Genomic DNA, 19082 nt, shown 5'->3' with positions numbered 1-19082 from the left:
GCGGGCTTGGCCTCAGAACTGAAACAGCGCGCCCCAGGGCCGCTGTATTCCTTCCGCTGCGCTCACCTCTTAAGTCATCGCGCTGCTTCGAGGAGTGTTACGGCCAATCCGCGTGGCCCGAGTCACACCCCATTTGCGGCGTACGGGACCAAAGGTTGCATCCCCTCCTATTGTGCCGCCGGACGCGTGCGGCCGGCGGCACCGGGCCCGCGCTCCCGTCGCCCCGGTCAGTGCTCGCGCGGCGCGGGAACCACTCGTTCGACGTCGGGATGGACGACGAGCAGTTGACGCATGGCGGTCTCGGCGGCCCCGGCGTCGCCCGATGCCAGAGCGTCGGCGATGCGTGCGTGGTGGGCGAGCGAGGTCTCGCCGGGGCGGTCACAGCCGGTGACGGGACCGCCGGAGACATGGAGGGCGGCGGAGACGATGCCGGAAAGGTGTTCGAGCATCCGGTTGCCCGCGGCCTGGATGAGCAGCGCGTGGAACTCCGCGTCGGCGCGCGAGAAGGTGATCGCGTCCCCCTGCCCCGTCGCGTGTCCCATGATCTCGACCATGTCGGCGAGCCGCTGCTGAATGTCGTCCCGGCCGTGCCCGGCCGCGAGGCGGGCCGCGAGCGGTTCGATGGTCCAGCGGAGCTCGGCCAGCTCACGGCGCTGGTCGTCCCGCTGCGGTCCGAAGGCGCGCCATTCGATGATGTCGGGATCCAGCAGGTTCCAGTCGCTGACCGGGCGGACCCGCGTCCCCACATTGGGACGCGCGCTGACCAGCCCCTTGGCTTCGAGGACGCGCAGGGACTCGCGGACGACAGTGCGGGAGACCTCGAATCGCTGGCCGATCTCCTCGGGCACGAGGGGGCGGTCCGCGCCGAGGTCACCGGAAACGATCATCTGGCCCAGCTGCTGGACGAGTTGGCCGTGGAGACCGCGCCCCCGGCTGGCCGAGCCCCGTCGGCTCGCCCGTCCCAGCTCGGAATCGGTGCCGCCCCAGGCCCGGGCCGCGGCACGCTCGCCGGCCGGCGACTCCGGATAGGGATAGCGGTCGAGTTCGCCCGAGCCGGCCAGGCCGGAATCGGCGGTGCGGGCGGCGGTCATCATGGTGTGCGCAAGGGTACTCACGCATCCTTTGTCGGCGCGGCTCCCCCACCCCTTGAGGTCTTTGGTGAAAAGCACACGAAAGGGTGATCGGCGCCCGCTCCGCAATTGACGCCATATCCGCACAGACCAGTCATTTTTCAGGGAGTTGCGGACCCCCCTGCTCGGTACGGGGCGGCGGCGATCACCAACGCGCCTTTCCCCGAAGGCTGGTGAACAGATACGCGCAGATCAGCGCCGACAACGACAGGGTGAGCGCGGTCCCGACGGGCTGCGCCACCACCCGTGCGACAGCGAGGATCCAGTGGTCCGCCTCCTGTGGCAGCTGCCACCCGGCCAGTTCACGCAGCCGGCCCGGGAGCCCGGTGACCGAACGCGCGGACGGCGCCGCGAAGATCTTCTGCACCAGCGGAACGACGAGCACCGGTACGGCCAGCACCGCGGCGATACCCGCACCGGCCACCCGGAAGACGCCGGCGGCCAGCAGCCCCGCCCAGGCGCAGCCGACCGTCAGCCCTGCCCAACTCGCGCCCAGCGCGAAGGCGTTCGAAGGGATGTCGATCAAGTCCGGTCCGTACACGAGCCGGAGACTCTGCGCTCCGCCCACCACGGTGAGGGCCGCGAGCAGCAGGGCGAAGCCCGCGGTCACCGCGAGCTTGGCCAGCAGCAGCCCGAGCCGCCGGGGCACGGTGCCGCGGGCGGCGGCGAGCGCGGGATAGCGGAACTCGTCCCCGAAGGACAGCGCCCCGAGCAGACCCGCGCCGAGCGCGGCGGGAGGCAGCGGCAGCAGAGCGGGCCAGGCGGCGAGCACGCGGGGAAGGGCGGTGCCGTCGGTACGGGCGAGCAGGACGGACATCGCGGCCGACACGACCAGAACGGCGGCCATGATCATGGTCGTTGTCCGGACACCGAGGGAGCGTCGCAGTTCATACCGGAGGGGACGCAGCGGGCCGCGCGCGGGCCGCACCCGGATCGGGGGCGGCAGCTCGGACAGGGCGGCGGCCGCGTCGCCCCGCTCCGCTCCCCCTGCCGCCGGGTCGGCGGGTCCGGTGTCGCCGATCTCGTCCGCGAGCTGGTGGACGGGGACGCCGTGCCGGTAGGCGGTGTCGCCGATCTCCGCGCAGTTGCTGCCGTACACCGTCAGCCGGCCGCTCGCCTCCTCGACCACCTCGACGGAGCGCTGCGCCGCCCGGGCCTCCCGGCTGACCACGGCCGCCAGCCGGGCCGCGTGCGGGGTGCGGACGGCGACGCGGGCCCGGAGCCGGGTACGGGCGAAGTCGGCGACGTCCTGGTCGGCGACGAGGCGCCCGCCGCCGATGGTGACGACGCGATCGGCGGTGCGGGCCGCCTCCTTGGGGTCGCCCGTGGTGTAGAGGACCGTGCCGCCCTGGGCCGCGTGGGCGCGCAGCAGCCCGTACAGCCAGCTGTTCTCCCGTGGGGACAGCCCGTCCGCCGGTTCGTCCAGGACCAGGGTGTGCGGGTCTCCCAGCAGCGCGGAAGCGAGGCCGAGGCGGCGGTCCATCCCCACCGACAAGGTCCCCAGCCGCTGGTCCCCGAGCCCGGCGAGACCGACGACCTCCAGCACCTCGTCGGCCCGGGTGGCGGGCACGCCCGCGGCCGCGCAGAGCATCCGGAGCTGCCCCCGGGCGGTCCGGGAGGGATGGCCGGGTACGTCGCCGAGCAGCACGCCCACTTCCCGTGCCGGGTGGGCGATGCGGTGCAGTGGCCGCCCCCGGAAGTAGGCGACGCCCCGCCCGGCATCCAGTTCGAGCATCAGCCGCAGGGCCGTCGTCCTGCCCGAGCCGGGGGCGCCGAGCAGGGCCGTGACCCGGCCGGGCGGAGCTTCGAAGGTCAGATCGTTCACGGCGGGCGGAGCGTCGCGACGGGGGGTGCTGGTGAGTCCGATGGCCTGGAGCATCGCTTCTCTCGCGTCTCTCGCGGACGGTGAGACCGCTCGGCGGCAAGGGGTTACCGCAGCAACATAACGCGACATTTCAGACTTTTGGCGCAGGGTCGGGCCGATGGGCGTTCCGCGGGACCGGCGTGGGGGAACGGCCGGGGGCTCAGACCTCGGGGCGCAGCATCGGCGGATTGAGCACCGTGGCCGCCCCGGCTCGGAAAAGCTGCGCGGGCCGTCCGCCCTGGCGCGTGGTCGTCCCGCCGGACGGCACCAGGAACCCCGGCGTCCCGGTGACCTTGCGGTGGAAATTGCGGGGGTCGAGGACCACGCCCCACACCGCTTCGTACACCCGGCGCAGCTCGCCGACCGTGAACTCGGGCGGGCAGAACGCCGTGGCCAGCGAGGAGTATTCGATCTTGGAGCGGGCCCGCTCCACCCCGTCGGCCAGGATCCGCGCGTGGTCGAAGGCCAGCGTCGCCGCCTGCTCGCCCTCCCGCCCTGTGCCGGGGTGCAGCAGATCCTCGACCGGCGCCCAGCGCGCACTGTTGGCGTCGCCGCCGGCCCGGGGCGCGGGCAGGTCCGGCGCGAGGGCGAGGTGGGCGACGCTGACCACCCGCATCCGGGGGTCGCGCGCCGGGTCGCCGTAGGTGGCCAGCTGCTCCAGGTGCGCGCCGTTGCCCACGGCCGGTTTCGCGGGATCGTGCGCGCAGAGGCCGGTCTCCTCGACGAGCTCGCGCGCTGCCGCGGAGCCCAGGTCCTCGTCCAGCCTGACGAAACCACCGGGCAGCGCCCATCGGCCCTGGAAGGGGGTCTCTCCGCGACGGACGACCAGCGCGCAGAGCGCGTGACGGCGCACCGTGAGCACGACCAGGTCGACGGTGACTGCGAAGGGCGGGAAGGTCGACGGGTCGTAGGGCGGCATGCCGCGATCATAGTCGTCTTCCTGACGATAAACACTCCCTTCGGCATGCTCGTGATCAGTCCGGGTGCCGCTGTTCCGGAATCGCCGCGGTGGGGAGCACCAGGGGGTGGCAGGAGCTGCCCGTCGACGGGACGGTCAGTCATGCCGCCGCGCCCTGCTGCCGCGTCGGCCGTACCGCCGGGCCTCGTGCGTCCGCCGCCCGGCCGCCGGGACCCGGGGGCGGGTCGAGCCGGGTGACGCCTTCCGCCGCCCGGCGCCCGGAGGCCGGAGAGCGCGCCCCCGCCGCCGCCCGCCGTCGGGCAGCGGGCGGACCTTGCGGACGTGGAGAGGGGTGGCGCCCCGGTCGGTGCCGGACCCCACCACCGCCTCCCCCGCTTCGGCATCGGCGCCCGGCCGCTCCTCGTCGGCGCCGGCCGCCTCCCGCAGACAACGGCGCAGGGCCTCCGGATCGAGCCCTTCGTTGCAGGCCCGGTGCAGCAGTTGGGCGAACGTGTAGTCCGGATCGGCGCGCAGTGCCAGCGACAGGGCAACCCGGGCGCCGGGCTCGTCACCCGTGGACCAGGAGACCCAGCCGGCCAGGGTGAGCGGAGCTGCGGCGTGCTCCTTGTACGGTCCGACGCAGCGCCGTGCCAGCGTCCGCCACAACCGCAGGGCGGACTGGGCTTCCGGCCCCTCCATCCAGGCGGCGGCCTTGTCCCGGGTCTCACGGTCCTGGAGCCCGAGGATGACTGCGGCGGCCTCGTCGGAACCGATCAACTGGTCGTCCCCGGCGTCCGAGAGTGCGGGTGGCGCGGGCTGCGCCTCCTCGATCCGGTCCATGAGCCTGCGTGCCAGCCCGAGGGTCTCCATCGCGACCTCCCGCCTGGCCCGCTCGTCGAGGAGCTTCGGCAGCAGCGCGGGCCCGACCGTGTCCAGGGCCTTCTCCTGCGCCCGCACGGCTGCAGGAGTCCGCCAGGGCTGGAGCCGGGCCTCCATGTCGCGCAGCGTGCCCCGCACATGGACGCCCGCGTAGGTGGCGGCCGCGGCCATCACCGTCGTACCGGGCATGGCCAGGGGGTTTCCCTGGTCGGGACAGCACCGCGGGTCGGGACAGCAGTAGGACCAGTAGCGGCCGTCGGAGAGGCAGAGCGCTTCGAGGACGGGGACGTCGAGCGCTCCGCACGCCGTGCGCAGACGTTGGGCGAACGGCCTGAGCCGCTCCATGGTCAGCCGGCCGCTCGAACCGTCCGGTGAGTCCTGGCAGAGGAAGATCACGATCGCGTCGGGCCGCCCTTCGCGACGCTCGCTCCCCGAGACCAGGCACTCCGCCAACTGGTCGGCGACCGGCCCCCACTCGCCGGGCGCCTGCGGGATTCCGAGGCGGAGCCGGCCCCCGAACCGGCCCTGGCCGCCGTGCAGGGCCACCATCACGACGCTGTCGTTGGGGTAGAAGCCCATGAGATACGGGAGGGCGTCGGCGAGGTCGGCGGGGCCGCGCAGGGTGATCTGCTGCTCCCCGGGGGTGCCGGTGGATTCGTGGTGCTTGTTCATGGCTCGACGGTCCCGCGAGCCGCCGAATCCCGCGACCCCTGTGGATAACGTTATCCACAGGCTCGCGTCGTCGTTCGCGGTTTGTCGTAGTCATCGGGTTGCATGGGGGCATGACCAACGCAGACCGTGCAGCGCTCAGGGCTTCGGCCGATTCCGTCCTCGCCCGCCTGGTGGGCGACGACAGCGGTACGGCCGTGCTGCGCGAGGACCAGTGGGTGGCCATCGAGGCGCTCGTCGCCGACAAACGCCGAGCTCTGGTCGTGCAGCGCACCGGCTGGGGCAAGTCCGCCGTCTACTTCGTGGCGACCTCGCTGCTCCGCGCCCAGGGCAGCGGCCCGACCGTGATCGTCTCACCGCTGCTGGCGCTGATGCGCAACCAGGTCGCGGCGGCGGCCCGGGCCGGGATCAGCGCCCGCACGATCAATTCGTCCAACACCGAGGAGTGGGAGAGCGTCCAGGCCGAGGTGGCGGCGGGCGAGGTCGACGTCCTGCTGGTGAGCCCCGAGCGGCTCAACAACCCGGACTTCCGCGACCAGGTGCTGCCGAAGCTGGCGGCGGCGACCGGGCTCCTGGTGGTCGACGAGGCCCACTGCATCTCCGACTGGGGGCACGACTTCCGGCCCGACTACCGGCGGCTGCGGACGATGCTCGCCGATCTGCCGGCCGGCGTCCCGGTGCTCGCCACCACCGCCACGGCCAACGCCCGGGTGACGGCGGACGTCGCGGAGCAGCTGGGCACCGGCGCCGGCACGGACGCGCTGGTCCTGCGGGGGCCGCTCGACCGCGAAAGCCTGAGCCTGAGCGTGCTCCGACTCCCCAACGCGGCACACCGGCTGGCCTGGCTGGGCGACCATCTCGGCGAGCTTCCCGGCTCCGGGATCATCTACACGCTGACCGTGGCGGCGGCCGAGGAGGTCACCGCCTATCTGCGCCAGAACGGGCACGCGGTGGCCTCGTACACCGGGCGGACCGAGAACGCCGACCGGCAGCAGGCCGAGGACGATCTCCTGGCGAACCGGGTCAAGGCCCTGGTCGCCACGTCCGCGCTGGGCATGGGGTTCGACAAGCCCGACCTCGGCTTCGTCGTGCACCTGGGCTCGCCCTCCTCCCCCATCGCCTACTACCAGCAGGTCGGGCGTGCGGGGCGCGGTGTGGCGCACGCCGAGGTGCTGCTGCTCCCCGGCAAAGAGGACGAGGCGATCTGGCAGTATTTCGCCTCCGTCGCCTTCCCGCCCGAGGAGCAGGTGCGGCGCACCCTGGACGCGCTGGCCCGGGCGGAGCGGCCGGTCTCGCTCCCCGCCCTGGAGCCCTTGGTCGATCTGCGCCGGACCCGGCTGGAGACGATGCTCAAGGTGCTGGACGTCGACGGTGCGGTGAAGCGCGTCAAGGGCGGCTGGATCTCCACGGGCGCTCCTTGGGTCTACGACGCCGAGCGTTACGCCTGGGTCGCCCGGCAGCGGGAGGCCGAACAGCAGGCCATGCGCGACTACGCCTCGACGACGGCGTGCCGGATGGAGTTCCTGCGGCTGCGTCTGGACGACGAGGAGGCGGCGCCCTGCGGGCGCTGTGACAACTGCGCGGGCGCGCGCTTCGACGACAAGGTCTCCACCGCCGCCCTGGACGGGGCCCGCCACGAGCTGGGGCGGCCCGGTGTGGAGGTGGATCCCCGCAAGATGTGGCCCACCGGCCTGCCCGCGGTGGGGATCGATCTCAAGGGGCGTATCCCCGCGGGCGAACTGTCCTTCGCCGGCCGGGCGCTGGGCCGGCTCTCCGACATCGGCTGGGGCAACCGGCTGCGCCCGATGCTGGCGGCGCAGGCCCAGGACGCTCCGGTGCCGGACGATGTCACGGACGCCGTGGTCACCGTGCTCGCCGACTGGGCGAAGGGGCCGGGCGGTTGGGCCTCCGGCTCGGCGGACGCGGCTCCCCGGCCGGTCGGTGTGGTGACCGTCGCCTCACGCCGCAGGCCGCAGCTGGTCGAGTCGCTCGGCCGGCGCATCTCCGAGATCGGCCGGATGCCCCTGCTGGGGACGGTCTCCTACGCGCCGGGCTCCGATGAGGTGCGGATGTCCCAGACCAACAGCGCGCAGCGGGTGCGGGCGCTTCACGAGACCCTGGTCGTCGAGCCGGATCTGGCGGCGGCGTTGGCGGCGGCCGACGGCCCCGTTCTGCTGGTGGACGACCTGTCGGACACCGGCTGGACCCTGGCCGTGGCGGGGCGACTGCTGCGGCGGGCCGGAGCTCAGGGGGTGTTTCCGCTGGTCCTCGCGGTTCAGGGGTGACGGGAGGAGTCATCCCGGGTGGGTCTGGGCAGGGATATCAGTGTCATTCCGGCTGATTCCCGTCAGCCGCAGCAATTGCTCGTTGCCGCCTGCCGGTAGGCCAGGGAGAATTGGAAGCGCCCCCGCACAGTTCTCGTCGGGCCCGGAAGGGCTGTGCCGCGGCGCGCCCTCACTCGACCCTGCCCGCACCGTGGGCGCGTAGCGAAGGGAGGACCGTGACCTTCGGATTCGCCCCGTCCTCAGCCACGTCGACATCGGCGTCCTCGGTTTCCGCCGACTCCGTCAACCGCCTTGCCCGCATGCTCGAACCGGCGGAGTGGGCCTCCGCGGGCATCCCCCTGCTGCGCAGCCCCCGGGAGGTCGTCAGCGGGCTGCACTCCCGCCACCGGCCGACTCCGGCCACCGCCGTGGTCGCGGTCCTCGACCATGAGGAACGGCTCACGGCGAGCGCCTCGTTCGCCCGCCGGTCGACGGCGGCCGCGGACGGCTGGGAGTTCCGCAACGCCCTGCTGGCGCAGCTGCGGCGGGTCATCCCACACGATCTGCGCCGCCGTACGCCGGTCCGTACGGCCGTACTTCTGTACTGCCGTGACGGCGACGAACGGTGGACCGAGGAGGACGGCGCGTGGATGTGGGGCCTTCGGGACGCCTGCACCCTGCACGGGCTGCGCTGCGGCGCGTACATCACGCTGACCCGCGGGGGCTGGCAGGTGCTCGGCGAGGGAAGGGGCGGACGGCGGCCCAGTTCGCTGTCGGAGCCCTCGCCCCTGGCCGACGCAGTCTCCGTCCACGACCATCGGACCGCCCCGACCCGGTCGGGCGGCGGAGCGGTGGAGGCGCTGCGTCGCACGGCGGCCCGCTGAGGGCAGACCGGCGGCGTGTCGGACGGCGCTGATCGTCATCCGGTCGGCCCCGGTCACGCCCGGGGACCGGCCAGGCGGCCCCGGCCGCCCGTGCGGGCGGCCGGGATACCGGTCAGACCCCGGTGCCGAGTGCGGAGTTGATCGTCTGCGGGTCTCCGCAGACGATCAGCAGCGCGCCCGCGCGGTCACGTGCGACGGGCAGGGTGCGCGCCACGGTCCCGCCGGCGTCACCGTTGACCGCGACGACGACCACGGGCCGGGAAGCCGCCCGGTCGGCCGCCGAGACGTCGGCGAAGAAGACGTCGTCACCCGCGTCGTGCTGGGACCAGTACGCGGCTTCGCCGAAGGACAGCTCGTGGGCGGCCCACGGGTGCTGTTCGCCGGTGGTGAGCACCAGGATGTCGCCCGGTGCGCGACCGGACTCCAGCAGCAGGTCGACGGCTTCCTCGGCCGCGTCCAGCGCACCGGCCACCGAGGCCGGGATCACCTGGATCTGCGGTGCGGAACGATTCTCGGCCGGCTTCGGACGGGTCGGGGCGGGTGCCGCGGGGGCGGGGTGGGCGCGCTGCGCCGGGGGCGCGGGGCGCGCGGGGCCGGGGCGGCCGGGACGCGGGGTGGCCGCTGAACGCGGACCGGGTACGGGACGGAGGGTCGGCGCGGTGCGGCCGGCGGCCGGAGTGACGCGGGGACCCTGGGCGCTCTCGGGAATCTGAGGCTCCTCGGAGATCAGAGGCGTGAAAGTGGTCTGGGGTGAACGCCGATGTCGTCGGCGTGGTCGAGAGGGCGCGTGCGCGCGATCAGAATTCGAAGCCGAGCTGGCCCCCGCTTTCGAGTGCGGCCGCCTCGGCGGAAATACGGACCTTCTTCAGGTGCTGCCACCGGGGCAGCCCGTCCAGGTACGACCAGGAGAGGCGGTGGTGGGCCGTGGGCCCCCGCTCCTCCAGCGCGGCCCGGTGCACGGGCGAGGGATACCCCGCGTTGGCGTCGAAGGCGAAGTCGCTGCAGTCCTCGGACGCGGCACCGAGCTCGGCCATCATCCGGTCGCGGTGCACCTTGGCGATCACCGAGGCCGCCGCGACCGCGATACAGGACTGATCGCCCTTGATCACGGTGCGGACCTTCCAGGGAACGCCCAGGTAGTCGTGCTTGCCGTCGAGTATCACCGCGTCGGGACGGACCGGCAGCCCTTCCAGGGCGCGCACGGCGGCGAGCCGGAGAGCGGCGGTCATTCCGAGGTCGTCGATCTCCTGCGGCGAGGCGTCGCCCAGGGCGTAGGCGGTGACCCAGCTCCGCAGCACGGGGTCGAGCTCGGCGCGGCGCCGCGGGGTCAACAGCTTGGAATCGGTGAGACCTTCGGGCGGTCGCCGCAGGCCGGTGATCGCCGCGCATACGGTGACGGGTCCGGCCCACGCCCCGCGTCCGACCTCATCGACACCGGCGACGGTCCTGGCACCGGTGGTAGCGCGGATCGAGCGCTCGACGGTATGCGTGGGTGCTTCGTACGGCATGGCGCCAGCCAGCGTACGCCGAGAGCCACGGCGGCAACACCCCGGGGCACCCTGCGTCCTGCGAATCAGCCATCGAGGGCAGGTTCAGGGGCCCCGAGAGCCTCTGAACCCAGCAGGGTTCTCAGGGCCCGTGGGCTCAGAGGGTGTGTCGGCTCCGAGTCGCGCTGCCGCCCGGAAGCCCGTTGCTCAGTACGGGTCGTAGCCGTCGTCGTCCGGCTCGTAGCCGTCGCGGAACCCGTCCGTGCCCAGGCGGTAGCAGTCCCGGCCGTCGCCCTGCACCGGGCGCTTCTCCAGGATCTCCTTCGCCCGGGCTTCTCCCCAGCTGGTCGCGTACCAGGGGGTGTCGGTGTGAAGGACCTCGCGCTGGATGATCCGCAGCGCGCAGGAGCGTTCCGGTTCGGGCAGTCGGTCCAGGGCCGGTACGGCGTCGGCGGAAAGGTCCTTGAGGTAGTCGATGTCGATGCCGGCGGACTCGCGGGCTTCGAAGCGCTGGACGTTCTGCTCGGCGATCAGTCCGTCCGGCGAGAGCAGCCCGAAAACCAGGACCCCGGCCGCCGCGCTCACCGCGATGGCCCGGGGCAGGAACCGGGCCCCGAAGACCCCGGCCGCCAGGATCAGGACCAGCACCACCCCGAGCCAGAGTTCCATCGCGGCCACGGATATCCGGAGCCTCGTGAGGCCGTACTCGTCGACGTACAGGTCCATGCGGCGCAGCGCGGAGGCGACGACGACGAGGGTGAGCACGCAGAGGGTGCCGAGGACGGCGCGCACCAGCGTCCGGTCCCGGCTGCCGCCTCGCGGAGCCCAGCGCAGGGCCAGGGCGATGACGAGGAGGGTGAGCAGGGTCGCCCACAGCAGCTGCCAGAAGCCCTGGCGGGCGTACTCGGCGTGGTCGAGCCCGGTCTCCGCCCGTACCTTCTCGTAGCCACCGAGGAGGACGACGAGCTGGAGGGCGATGAACGCGGCGAAGAGCAGGTTGAGCACGATCAGCGGAAGGGCCCACTCGACCCGTCCCCGCGGCTTGCCGGGCGACACGGTGATCCCGTCCCAGCGCACCGGTGCCGCGGCGGCGTACGCGGCGGCGAGCGCACCGGCCAGACCGAGCGCGAACAGGAAGATCCGCCAGGGGCCATCGCCGAGCGAGACGTCGGGTATGAGGCTGCCCAGCAGATCGGCGAAGGCGGCGTCCGCGCTCGCGAAGAGCGTTCCGAAGACCACCAGCAGCACGGCGGCCACCGCCGTGGTGCGCAGGCCCGCGCCCCAGCGCGCCCGCGAGCCGTCGGCCCGGGCGCGTATCCCCCGCACGCCCCAGATGATGCCGGGGACGACCGAGTCGAACAGGCCCAGTGAGCCGATCAGTACGCCCAGCCAGCTTCGGCTGCCGTGCAGTGCCAGCGAGCCCAGCGCAAAGGCGGACACCACGGCGAGGAACGTGGGCCAGCCCGCGTCCCGGAGCGCGGGCACGGCGAGCAGCGCGAGGCCCCCGACCGCCCAGGTCGCGGTCCAGGGCCGCAGCCGGCGGCCCGCCGACCGTGCGGCGAAGAACGCCGCCAGCGCGGCGAGCACCGCCACGATCAGCAGGTTCACCCCGAGTCCGTCGCCCAGGAGGAGCGCGCTCAGGACGGCGGTGGCCAGGACCGTCCAGAGCACGGCGGGACGGATCAGGGGCGGAGCGGGTGGCCTAAGCCGGGCCGTCACGCCGTCACCCGTACTGTTTCTGGCTCCGGGTGCCCCCGCCCCGTACTGCCAGGGGTTGCCGGCTCCGGCTGCCGGTGTGCCGGCGCGCGACGGTGCGTCGGCGGCCGCGGCGTCCTTGACCAACTGGTCGGGCGCGGCGGCCTTGACGGACGGGTCGGGTGCGGCGGCCGCGGTGGGCGCCGGTGGTTGCGGTTCCGGTTGCTGTTGCGGGTCGGCTTGCGGTGACTGCTCCGGCGGTCTGGACGCCTCGGACGGCTGATCGGACATGGGACCCCTCCCCCACCGCGGTTCCGGGCGCGGCCCATAGCCGTACGCCCGGCCCGGTGTCTCATTCGGCGCGCGCCCTCAAGATCAACCAGGGGCGGCGTGGCCGAAAGAGTAGTCCCGAACTCTCGTTCGCAGATACGCAGAGTGATCCTGTGGCAGGACCGTGACAGAGGAGCAGAACAGCCGGAGGGTCAGCGCAGGGACGGGGTCAGCCACGCCGGTGACTCCTCCGTCTGTGCCAGCCAGCCGGAGGGCGGCGCTCCGGTCTCGCCGGACGCGACGACACCGCCGACGATGGCGCACGTCGTGTCGACGTCCCCGCCCGCCTGGGCCGTCACCCAGAACGCCTCCTCGTAGTTCCCGAGGCTCCTGGCCGCCGACCAGAGCGCGAACGGCACGGTGTCGTGGGCGCTGGTCCGGCGGCCGTTGCCGAGGACCGCGGCGACCGTCCCCGCGTCCTGGTAGTCCAGCATGTCGCGGGCCCGGCGCAGCCCGGCGCCGACGGCGCTGCGGGGCACGAGCGCGATCACGCCGTCGAGGAGGTCCTCGGGGCTCGGCGGCCCTCCGGGGGCTGCGGCGAGCGACGCGGCGGCGGCCACGGCCATCGCGCCGACGACGGCCTCACGGTGCTGGTGGGTGGTGTACGACGAGATCTCCGCCTGGTGCGTCGCCTGCTCCGGGTCGTCCGCGTACCAGGCGCCGAGCGGGGCGACGCGCATCGCCGAACCGTTGCCCCAGGAGCCCTGGCCCTTGAACAGCGCCGAGGACAGCTCCCGCCAGTCGCCGCCCTCCCGTACGAGCCGGAGGAGCCGGTTGACCGCGGGGCCGTAGCCGCGGTCGAAGTCGTGGTGCTCGGCGAAGGAGCGGGCGAGCGCGTCCTGGTCGATGCGGCCGTGCTCGGCGAGCACGGCGAGGACCGAGCAGGCCATCTCGGTGTCGTCGGTCCACTGCCAGGGCCCGGGCGGCAGGGCCCGCTGTTTCAGCAGGGGGTAGTTGGCCGGAACGAAGAACTGGGAGCCCAGGGCGTCTCCCACGGACAGCCCACGCAGGCTGGCCAGGGCGCGTTCGAAGCGCCGCGCGGAAGCAGAATCAGCGGTCATCGCACAGCCACTCTAACCGGTACGGCCGTACGGTTCAGGGGTCCGCCAGCGCTCAAAGGGCCGGTCGAGGGTGTAGCGGCCGTTCTCGCCCAGCAGCAGGGTCCGCGTCTCGCCGTTGCCCGGATTGGACAGCGACTCGAACTCCGCGACCGACCAGTGGAACCAGCGCATGCAGAACAGCCGCATCGTCAGTCCGTGGGTGACGATCAGGACGTTCTCCGGGTGGTCCGCCTCCTCGAAGCTCCGGTGCAGGCTCTCCAGGAACGCCCCGACCCGGTCGTAGACGTCGGCGCCGGACTCGCCCTGGGCGAAGCGGTAGAAGAAGTGCCCGTAGGCGTCCCGGTAGGCCTTCTGCAGCCGTACGTCGTCCCGGTCCTGCCAGTTGCCCCAGTCCTGCTCGCGGAGCCGCGGCTCCTCGCGGACCCGGACGCGTGCCGGGTCGAGATCGAACGCCCGGAACGTCTCGTGCGTGCGGCGGTAGGGCGAGATGTAGACGCTCACCCGCTCGTCGCCGAACTGCTCGCGCAGCTCCTCCCCGGTCTCCCGGGCCTGCCGCAGACCGGTGGCGGTGAGCCGGAGCGCGTGGTCGGGCTCCCGCTCGTACACCGTGTCGTCGGCGTTGCCCTCGGACTCGCCGTGCCGGACGAGGACGATGCGCTGCGGTCGTGCCATGTCCCGAGCCTAGAACGGATCGGGTCCGCGCGATCGGTCGGGGCGTGCCGCGCGGGTCACACCGTCCGGGAGAGGCCGGGCGGCCCGGGTCACACCGTCCAGGACGGTTCCAGTTCCACGATGTCTCCCGTCAGCGAGATGACGTCCGTCTCGGTCTGCGCGCGGGCCGCCAGCCGCTCGGCCCCGGCCGCGCGGTACTTGCCCCGCTCGGCGCTCGACTTCCACAGGGACAGCGCCAGGAACTCGTTGCCCGGCGCCTCGCCGAACACACCGCGCAGCATGCCGGGCGAGCCGGCCATGGCGGGATTCCATACCTGCTGCTGCATCAACACGAAGTGCTCGGCGCGCTCCTCGTGCACCCGGCTGTGCGCCACCCGTACGACGTCGGCCTCGGCGAAGTGGGGCTCGAAGCCCGTCTTCACGTCGAAGCGGCGCTCGAAGAGCGTGACCTGCATATCGCGGAACATGCCCGACTGCCCGGCCGCCAGCCGGTCGTGCCCGCGGGCCATGAAGGAGTCGTAGAAGACACGGTTCTCCCAGAACGCGAAGACATGGGCGACGTCGGGGCGTGTTCGGCTCCACCCGCCGCTCTGTCCTCTGAACCCCGGCTCGCCGAGCAGCCCCGCCCACTTCCGCTGACCCCGCTCGAAACCATGACGGTCCACCACGGAACAGCGAATCCACTTCACCAGCACCGCGCCATCGTACGGCGCGGAGCGTGGCACGCGTCACGGTCCCGGGGAGTGCACCCGAACCGGTCGTTCCGCTCCCGACGACTTCGGCGCGGTCGTCCTCGTGGACGGCGGTACGGACATCCTGATGTGCGGGGACGAGCGCGCCGAGGGCCTGGGGGCCGGCGGTGAGGCCGGTGGCCCGAATCCGCCGTCCGATTCCGGGGCAGTTGGTTCGGCGGCCGGTTCCGTACATGATCGGTCCATCGTGTATCGGGTGATGAGAACGGTCCGTGGGCCGTCGGCCGGGAGGGGAGTTTCTTGAGCACTCCGAACAAGGACATCGAGAAGGTCGAAGTGCGGGTCAAATGGGACCCGAGCCCGCACGGGGCGGCGGCCAACGACCTCGACATCATCGCGGCGACCTACCCGGCCGACGATCCGTACGGCGCCCCCGCCTACCTGGTCCACTTCGACAGCCGCTCCCCGGACGGCACCATCACGCTGAACCGGGACAGCCGGACCGGCCAGGGCTTCGGCTTCGACGAGGTCATGACCATCGAGCTGAACCGGCTGGCCGAGCGGTACGGCCGGGTGGTGGTCGGTGTCGCCATCCAGCAGCGCGACGGCCACAAGACCTTCGGCGCCATAGGGAGCACGGCGATGGAGATCGCCGAGGGCTACACGAAGCTGGCGGAGAACGACTTCTCCGACCTGGCCTGGGCGACCGCGGCGGTCGTCGGCGAGTTCACTCGGGACGGCTCGGGCCCGTGGGGCTTCCTCTCGGCCGTACGCGGCTACGACGGCGACCCCGACACGTTCGCCGCCGCGATGGGAAGCCGGGCTGCCGAGGGCTGACGACGGTCAGTTCCGGACAACCCGGAGCGGCATGCCGAAGGGGACCGGCCGGTGGCCGGTCCCCTTCGTGGGCCGCGGGTCAGCTGAGCCCTACGCGGTTGCGCGCACCGCTTCCGTGTCCGGTCAGCTGCAGCCGCTCGTCGAGCCGCAGCCCTCGCAGATGTAGCAGGAGCCGGCGCGCTGCATCTTCGTACCGCAGGAGAAGCAGAGCGGGGCGTCGGCGCTGATGCCGAGCTGCATCTCGACCAGTTCGGCCGAGGTGTGCGCCGTCTTCGGCGCTGCCTTGGCGGCGGACTCCGCGGGAGCCGGGACCGCCTTCAGGGGCTCGGGGTGGACCGGGGCCGACTGGGCCAGGCTGTCCGCGTCCACGCCGTCCGCCTCGAACGACGGCTCGTAGCTGCCGGTGTCCAGGTGGCGCTGACGCTCCTCGGCGGAGTGGATGCCGAGGGCCGAGCGGGTCTCGAAGGGCAGGAAGTCCAGCGCCAGGCGGCGGAAGATGTAGTCGACGATCGACTGCGCCATCCGCACGTCCGGGTCGTCCGTCATACCGGCCGGCTCGAAGCGCATGTTGGTGAACTTCGAGACGTACGTCTCCAGCGGGACGCCGTACTGCAGACCGACCGAGACGGCGATGGAGAAGGCGTCCATCATGCCCGCGAGGGTCGAGCCCTGCTTGGACATCTTCAGGAAGACCTCGCCGAGACCGTCGTCCGGGTAGGAGTTGGCGGTCATGTAGCCCTCGGCGCCGCCCACCGTGAAGGAGGTGGTGATGCCGGGACGGCCCTTGGGGAGACGCTTGCGGACCGGTCGGTACTCGACGACCTTCTCGACCGCCTCGCGGATGGTCTCCTCGGCCTTCGCGGTGACCTCTTCCTTCTCCTTCTCCTTGGTCTTGGCGGAGAGGGGCTGGCCGACCTTGCAGTTGTCGCGGTAGATCGCGAGCGCCTTGACGCCCATCTTCCACGCCTCGAAGTAGACCTCTTCGACGTCCTCGACGGTGGCGCTCTCGGGGAGGTTCACCGTCTTGGAGAGCGCGCCGGAGATCCACGGCTGGATGGCCGCCATCATCCGGACGTGGCCCATCGCGGAGATGGAGCGCTCGCCCATCGCGCAGTCGAAGACCTCGTAGTGCTCGGTCTTCAGGCCGGGGGCGTCGACCACGTTGCCGTGCTCGGCGATGTGGGCGACGATCGCCTCGATCTGCTCGGGCTGGTAGCCGAGGCGGCGCAGCGCCTGCGGCACCGTGCCGTTGACGATCTGCATCGAGCCGCCGCCGACAAGCTTCTTGAACTTGACGAGGGCGAGGTCGGGCTCCAGACCGGTGGTGTCGCAGGACATCGCGAGGCCGATGGTCCCGGTGGGCGCGATGACCGAGGCCTGCGCGTTGCGGAAGCCGTTCTTCGCGCCGAGCCGGATCACGTCCTGCCATGCCTCCGTCGCGGCGGCCCAGACCGGGGAGTCGAGGTCGTCCACGTGGACGGCCTTGGCGTTGGCGTCGGCGTGCTGCTTCATGACGCGCTGGTGCGGCTCGGCGTTGCGGGCGTAGCCGTCGTACGGGCCGACGACCGCGGCCAGTTCGGCGGAGCGCTTGTACGAGGTGCCGGTCATCAGCGAGGTGATGGCTCCGGCGAGCGCGCGGCCGCCGTCGCTGTCGTACGCGTGGCCGGTCGCCATCAGGAGGGCGCCGAGGTTGGCGTAACCGATGCCGAGCTGCCGGAAGGCGCGGGTGTTCTCGCCGATCTTCTGCGTGGGGAAGTCCGCGAAGCAGATCGAGATGTCCATCGCGGTGATGACCAGCTCGACGACCTTGGCGAAGCGCTCGGACTCGAAGGACTGGTGGCCCAGGCCGTCGTCCTTGAGGAACTTCATCAGGTTCAGCGAGGCGAGGTTGCACGAGGTGTTGTCCAGGTGCATGTACTCGCTGCACGGGTTCGAGCCGTTGATCCGGCCGGACTCCGGGCAGGTGTGCCAGGCGTTGATGGTGTCGTCGTACTGGATGCCCGGGTCGGCGCAGGCCCAGGCGGCCTCGGCCATCTTGCGGAAGAGGGACTTGGCCTCGACCTCTTCGATGACGTCGCCGGTCATCCGGGCGCGCAGCCCGAACTTGCCGCCCGACTCGACGGCCTTCATGAACTCGTCGTTCACCCGGACCGAGTTGTTGGCGTTCTGGTACTGGACGGACGTGATGTCGTCGCCGCCCAGGTCCATGTCGAAGCCCGCGTCGCGGAGGGCGCGGATCTTCTCCTCCTCCTTGACCTTGGTCTCGATGAAGTTCTCGATGTCGGGGTGGTCGACGTCGAGGATGACCATCTTGGCCGCGCGGCGGGTGGCGCCGCCCGACTTGATCGTTCCGGCGGAGGCGTCGGCGCCGCGCATGAACGAGACCGGGCCGGAGGCGTTGCCGCCGGAGGAGAGGAGCTCCTTGGAGGAGCGGATACGGGAGAGGTTCAGGCCGGCGCCGGAGCCGCCCTTGAAGATCATGCCCTCTTCCTTGTACCAGTCGAGGATCGACTCCATGGAGTCGTCGACGGCCAGGATGAAGCAGGCGGAGACCTGCTGCGGCTGGGGCGTGCCGACGTTGAACCAGACGGGCGAGTTGAAGCTGAAGATCTGGTGCAGGAGGGCGTAGGCCAGCTCGTGCTCGAAGATCTCGGCGTCCGCGGGAGAGGCGAAGTAGCTGTTGTCCTCGCCGGCCTTCCGGTACGTCTTCACGATCCGGTCGATCAGCTGCTTGAGGCCGGTCTCGCGCTGCGGGGTGCCGACGGCCCCGCGGAAGTACTTGCTGGTGACGATGTTGACCGCGTTCACCGACCAGAAGTCGGGGAACTCGACGCCACGCTGCTCGAAGTTGATCGAGCCGTCGCGCCAGTTGGTCATGACGACGTCACGGCGCTCCCACGTCACCTCGTCGTACGGATGCACGCCGGGGGTGGTGTGGATGCGCTCGATACGCAGACCCTTGCTCGCCTTGGCGCCCTTGGTGCGGGAACCTCGTGCCGGGCCGCTCGCCGTCTCTGTCATGCCGCCTCCCATATGTGGGCGAAAACGCCCTGAAGTGCCGAGATCTTCCCAGGCACAGTGTGTGTCCGTTGTCCCGTGGGCCGCACTCGGCCACGGGAGCAGGTCTTCATTCGCCCGGCCATCGGTCGGCCGGAGGTGACTCCGGACCGTGACGGGCGGGTACCGCTCAGTCGGCGGCAATGGCGGGCGCGGGGACCTCAGGGGCCTCGCCGCTCCCGCAGTCCTCCGCGGAAGGCCGCCGCACGCGCAGTTCCACGATGGCGGCCTCGAAGTCTTCCAGGGAATCGAACGCCCGGTACACGGACGCGAAGCGCAGGTACGCGACGAGGTCGAGTTCCTGCAGGGGGCCGAGAATGGCCAGTCCCACGTCGTGGGTGGTCAGTTCGGCGCTGCCGGTGGCGCGCACCGCCTCCTCGACCCGCTGGCCGAGTTTGGCGAGGGCGTCCTCCGTGACGGGCCGCCCCTGGCATGCCTTGCGGACGCCGGAGATGACCTTGGTACGGCTGAAGGGTTCGGTCACGCCGCTGCGCTTGACCACCATCAGCGAGCAGGTCTCCACCGTGGTGAAGCGGCGGGAGCAGTCGGGGCACTGGCGGCGGCGACGGATCGACGTTCCGTCGTCGGTGGTGCGACTGTCGACGACTCTGCTGTCGGGATGCCGGCAGAAGGGGCAGTGCATGGCTCCCAACCCTCCTTCAC

The 19082-nt window shown here is 72.0% G+C and carries 15 protein-coding genes; 3 read left to right on the top strand and 12 right to left on the bottom strand.

The window, feature by feature from the left end; all coding sequences use genetic code 11:
- Window positions 1-227: 227 nt before the first annotated feature.
- From RNL97_RS25375 to RNL97_RS25360, 4 genes are all read right to left on the bottom strand, one after another.
- Window positions 228-1094, bottom strand: coding sequence for a FadR/GntR family transcriptional regulator (locus tag RNL97_RS25375; protein WP_030581191.1), 867 nt, complete (start codon window positions 1092-1094; stop codon window positions 228-230).
- A gap of 181 nt (window positions 1095-1275) precedes the next feature.
- The gene (locus tag RNL97_RS25370; protein ID WP_030581188.1) at window positions 1276-3009 is read right to left on the bottom strand and encodes an ATP-binding cassette domain-containing protein; all 1734 of its coding nucleotides are present in this window, start codon (window positions 3007-3009) and stop codon (window positions 1276-1278) included.
- A gap of 145 nt (window positions 3010-3154) precedes the next feature.
- A complete protein-coding gene (locus RNL97_RS25365) occupies window positions 3155-3913 on the bottom strand; it encodes an NUDIX hydrolase (RefSeq protein WP_030581185.1) in 759 nt (252 codons plus the stop codon).
- Between the two features lie 135 nt (window positions 3914-4048).
- Window positions 4049-5443 (bottom strand): DUF4192 domain-containing protein, encoded by a 1395-nt coding sequence (locus tag RNL97_RS25360; protein ID WP_313751229.1) that lies wholly within the window; start codon window positions 5441-5443, stop codon window positions 4049-4051.
- A 110-nt stretch (window positions 5444-5553) separates the two neighbouring features.
- Here RNL97_RS25360 and RNL97_RS25355 point away from each other — a divergent pair, with 110 nt between their 5' ends.
- Both RNL97_RS25355 and RNL97_RS25350 read left to right on the top strand, forming a co-directional pair.
- On the top strand, window positions 5554-7725 hold the full coding sequence (locus tag RNL97_RS25355) for a RecQ family ATP-dependent DNA helicase (protein ID WP_030581179.1): 2172 nt from the start codon (window positions 5554-5556) through the stop codon (window positions 7723-7725).
- A 215-nt stretch (window positions 7726-7940) separates the two neighbouring features.
- Complete coding sequence (locus tag RNL97_RS25350) at window positions 7941-8588, top strand: hypothetical protein (RefSeq protein WP_313751228.1); 648 nt, start codon at window positions 7941-7943, stop codon at window positions 8586-8588.
- Between the two features lie 112 nt (window positions 8589-8700).
- Here RNL97_RS25350 and RNL97_RS25345 read toward each other — a convergent pair whose 3' ends face one another.
- The 6 genes from RNL97_RS25345 to RNL97_RS25320 form a co-directional block, all read right to left on the bottom strand.
- Window positions 8701-9318 carry a hypothetical protein gene (locus RNL97_RS25345; RefSeq protein WP_313751669.1) on the bottom strand — a complete coding sequence of 206 codons (618 nt, stop codon included), beginning with the start codon at window positions 9316-9318 and terminating at the stop codon, window positions 8701-8703.
- A gap of 67 nt (window positions 9319-9385) precedes the next feature.
- Window positions 9386-10096 (bottom strand): ribonuclease HII, encoded by a 711-nt coding sequence (locus RNL97_RS25340; protein WP_030581170.1) that lies wholly within the window; start codon window positions 10094-10096, stop codon window positions 9386-9388.
- A 186-nt stretch (window positions 10097-10282) separates the two neighbouring features.
- Complete coding sequence (locus RNL97_RS25335; RefSeq protein ID WP_313751227.1) at window positions 10283-12061, bottom strand: DUF4153 domain-containing protein; 1779 nt, start codon at window positions 12059-12061, stop codon at window positions 10283-10285.
- Window positions 12062-12252: 191 nt separating this feature from the next.
- Window positions 12253-13161, bottom strand: coding sequence for an ADP-ribosylglycohydrolase family protein (locus RNL97_RS25330; protein WP_030581165.1), 909 nt, complete (start codon window positions 13159-13161; stop codon window positions 12253-12255).
- A gap of 12 nt (window positions 13162-13173) precedes the next feature.
- The gene (locus RNL97_RS25325; RefSeq protein WP_030581162.1) at window positions 13174-13833 is read right to left on the bottom strand and encodes a histidine phosphatase family protein; all 660 of its coding nucleotides are present in this window, start codon (window positions 13831-13833) and stop codon (window positions 13174-13176) included.
- A gap of 89 nt (window positions 13834-13922) precedes the next feature.
- The gene (locus tag RNL97_RS25320; protein ID WP_030581160.1) at window positions 13923-14528 is read right to left on the bottom strand and encodes a YdbC family protein; all 606 of its coding nucleotides are present in this window, start codon (window positions 14526-14528) and stop codon (window positions 13923-13925) included.
- 297 nt (window positions 14529-14825) lie between these two features.
- Between RNL97_RS25320 and RNL97_RS25315 the strand changes: the two genes are divergently transcribed.
- On the top strand, window positions 14826-15362 hold the full coding sequence (locus RNL97_RS25315) for a TerD family protein (protein WP_313751226.1): 537 nt from the start codon (window positions 14826-14828) through the stop codon (window positions 15360-15362).
- 123 nt (window positions 15363-15485) lie between these two features.
- On the opposite strand, the gene RNL97_RS25310 is transcribed toward RNL97_RS25315, so the two are convergent.
- The gene (locus RNL97_RS25310) at window positions 15486-18383 is read right to left on the bottom strand and encodes a vitamin B12-dependent ribonucleotide reductase (protein WP_030581154.1); all 2898 of its coding nucleotides are present in this window, start codon (window positions 18381-18383) and stop codon (window positions 15486-15488) included.
- Between the two features lie 166 nt (window positions 18384-18549).
- Window positions 18550-19062, bottom strand: a complete 513-nt coding sequence (gene nrdR / locus RNL97_RS25305) for a transcriptional regulator NrdR (RefSeq protein ID WP_030581151.1) — start codon at window positions 19060-19062, stop codon at window positions 18550-18552.
- Between the last annotated feature and the right edge of the window lie 20 nt (window positions 19063-19082).

This window comes from Streptomyces parvus (assembly GCF_032121415.1).
In the GTDB taxonomy this organism is placed as follows: Bacteria; Actinomycetota; Actinomycetes; order Streptomycetales; family Streptomycetaceae; genus Streptomyces; species Streptomyces globisporus_A.
This window is presented reverse-complemented; position numbering and strand designations above follow the sequence as displayed.